Source organism: Microbacterium sp., assembly GCF_031988965.1.
In the GTDB taxonomy this organism is placed as follows: Bacteria; Actinomycetota; Actinomycetes; order Actinomycetales; family Microbacteriaceae; genus Microbacterium.
This window is the reverse complement of sequence record NZ_DALZXX010000215.1, coordinates 485-3,463: the sequence shown is the minus strand read 5'-3', so window position 1 is coordinate 3,463 and position 2,979 is coordinate 485. Positions and strand designations below refer to the sequence as shown.

Annotated in this window: 3 protein-coding genes; all 3 read right to left on the bottom strand. The window is 70.9% G+C overall.

The genetic code is table 11. The features are described 5' to 3' along the window. Positions 1–673: ATP-binding cassette domain-containing protein (locus RTM68_RS17755; RefSeq protein ID WP_312173514.1), on the bottom strand; the 673-nt coding region annotated here is incomplete at its 3' end. Next, positions 670–1,863 (bottom strand): iron ABC transporter permease, encoded by a 1,194-nt coding sequence (locus RTM68_RS17750; protein WP_312173512.1) that lies wholly within the window; start codon positions 1,861–1,863, stop codon positions 670–672. The genes RTM68_RS17750 and RTM68_RS17755, both read right to left, overlap by 4 nt. Then, a complete protein-coding gene (locus RTM68_RS17745; protein WP_396654249.1) occupies positions 1,860–2,978 on the bottom strand; it encodes a hemin ABC transporter substrate-binding protein in 1,119 nt (372 codons plus the stop codon). Before RTM68_RS17745 ends, RTM68_RS17750 begins: the two co-directional genes overlap by 4 nt. Position 2,979 lies beyond the last annotated feature (1 nt).

Here is a 2,979-nt window from a genome sequence, read left to right as displayed (position 1 = left end):
CTCGCTCCGGCACGTCGCACACGCGCAGGCGCCCGTCATGGAGCACCGCGATGCGGTCCGCGTGTGCGGCCGCGAGGTTGAGATCGTGCAGCACGATGAGTGCGGCGCCCCCGGCGTCCGCGTGCGCCCGGGCACGACGGAGCACTCGCTCCTGGTGACGGACGTCGAGTGCCGCGGTCGGCTCGTCGAGCACGAGCACCGGCGTCGCCTGGGCGAGCGTGCGGGCGAGGGCCGCGCGTGCTCTCTCACCGCCCGAGAGGTGCGACAGGGGGCGCTGGGCGAGGTGTGCGACCTGCGCATCGACGAGAGCCGCCGAGACGATGGCCGCGTCGTCACCCTCCAGGTCGTGCCCGCGCCAGGGCGCACGCCCCATCTCGACGACCTCCTCGACCGTGAACGGGAAGGACACGTCGTTGTGCTGCAGCAGCACTGAGCGCAACCGCGCGCGCTCACGCGGGGCGATCTCGTCGATGGCCGTGCCGAGCAGGGACACGCGTCCGGCGGCGGGCTCGACATCGCCGATCAGCGCACCGAGCAGCGTCGACTTGCCGGCGCCGTTCGGCCCGACGAGCACCAGCACCTCACCGGCATGCACACGCAGCGAGACGTCGCGCAGCAGCATCCGGCCGCCGAGCTCGATGCCGAGCCCCTCGGCCTCGAGGAGAACGGTCATCCCCACCCTCCCGCCTGGCGGCGCGACCGGCGCAGCAGCCAGAAGAAGAACGGACCGCCGACGAGTGCCGTGAGCATGCCGATCGGCAGCTCTGCATAGGGCACGAGTGTGCGGGCGGCGAGGTCTGCCCCGGTGAGCAGCACGGCACCCGCGAGAGCGCTCGCGGGCAGCAGCGCGCGGTGGCCGGGGCCCAGAACCATGCGCATCACGTGAGGCACGACGAGACCCACGAACGCGATGATGCCGCAGGTCGCGACCGCTGCCGCCGTGAGCAGCGACACGAGCGTGATGCTCACGACGCGCAGCACCTCGACGCGCACCCCGAGGTGTCTGGCCTGACGTTCGCCGAGCGCCAGGAGATCGAGCCGTCGCGACAGGAACAGGCATCCGATCACCCCGATCACGATGACGGGCGCGACGACCGCGACGTCGGCCCAGCGCGTGCCGTTGAGCGACCCGAGCTGCCAGAACACGATCTGCTCGCGCTGCTGAGTGTCGCCGAGGAACACGAGGAGAGCGATCACCGCCCCGCCGAGCGCGTTCACCGCCACGCCGGTGAGCACGATCGTCACGACCTCGGTGCGCCCGTTCGAGCGGGCCGACAGGTAGACGAGCAGGGTGGTGGCGATGCCGGTGACGAAGGCGAGCACGAGCGGGGTGAAGGAGCCGGCGAAGGTCAGGCCGAACACGATCACCAGACATGCGCCCACCGCGGCGCCGGTCGAGACGCCGACGACGGCCGGCTCGGCGAGCGGGTTGCCGAAGACGCCCTGCATCACGGCTCCCGCGATCGCGAGGGCTGCGCCGGCGAGCACCGCGAGCGCGAGGCGGGGGAATCGCACGGTCCACAGGGTCGCATCGCCGTTGGGATGCTGCGGCGTGAGTCCCTGCGGCAGTGCCAGCCAGGGCGCACCGATCGACGACACGACCTCGTTCCAGTGGGCGGTCAGTGAGCCCACGACCTCCTGCGCCGGGATCGCCAGCTGACCGGTTCCCGCGGACACGACGACGAGCACCGCGAGGGCGACGATCAGCGTGGCGAACACCGCGGTGCGGACGATCCGGCGACGCGACGCCGCACGAGGAGTTCGGCTCCGCGCACCTGCGTCATCCGAGCTCTGCGACGAGGGGCCCGAGGAGGCGATCTCCGCTCGGGTGGCAGCTTCCGCCGCCGTCGTGGCGGCCGTCATCGCGCCTCGTCGGGCGCGTAGACGGCGACGGCGAGCGCGTCGAGCACATCGGCGGTCGCCGGCCCGAAACTGAGGATCTCGGTGTCGGACATGTCGACGATGCGGCGGTTCTGCCCCGCGGGCGTCTGCGCGAGCGCGGGGATCGCCTCGATCAGACCGTCGATGCCTTCCACCGACTCGAGCCCCTTCGTCATCATGAGGATCAGCTCGGGCTGCGCGACGATCAGCCCCTCGTCCGTGACGGGGCGCATCCCCTGCCAGTCGATCTCCGCCGCCACGTCATGACCGCCGAGCGACGCGATGAGGGATTGGGCTCCCGAGCCCTCGCCGAACATGTAGTACACGCCGGACTGCCCTCGCACGTAGAGGAACACCATGCGCACCCGGTCCGCGTCATCCTGCGGCGCGACGGCCGCGATCTCCGCGACCTTGTCGTCGATCGCCGCCTGAGTTCGCTGAGCGAGCGCGGTGCCGCGGTCGGGAACTCCGAGTGCGGTGGCGACATCCAGGATCAGATCGTCGACGTTCTCCGTCGATCGTGCGCTGTCGAACACGACGACCGGGATCCCGGCGTCACGCATCTGCAGGATCACGTCCCATGGCCCGAGGCTCGTGTCGGTGAGGATCACGGTGGGCGCGATGTCGAGGATGGCCTCGGCGTTGAGGTCATGACCGTTTTCGGTGACGACGGGAAGATCGGCGGCCTCGGGGAATGCGGTCGATACGTCTCTCGCGACCACACTGTCACCGAGACCGAGCTCGAAGACGATCCTCGAGAGGGAGCCGTAGATGTCCAGCGCCAGGATGCGCGTCGTGTCGGCGACCGTCACCTGGGTGCCCTGGTTGTCGATGATCGAGGTCGGCAGAACCTGCTCCCCCTCGACGACCGGCTCGATCGGGGAGCGAGCTGCGACGGCCGTGCTCCCGCCTGTCACCGTACGCGGATCGTCCACGGGCGTGACCGTCGACAGCTTCGGAGTCGTCGGGCCGGCGTCGCCGGTCGAGGCCCCGCCCATCGAGCTGCAGCCGGCGGCGGCGACCGCGATCGCGAGAAGGAGCGCGGCGGAGGCGGCACGGAAGGGAGAGCGCATCGTGGGCTTTCTCCGGTCGCACAGG

Excerpts from the sequence above, each read along its gene's own strand:
- RTM68_RS17750 (WP_312173512.1), bottom strand. The coding sequence starts at position 1,863 with ATGACGGCCGCCACGACGGCGGCGGAAGCTGCCACCCGAGCGGAGATC.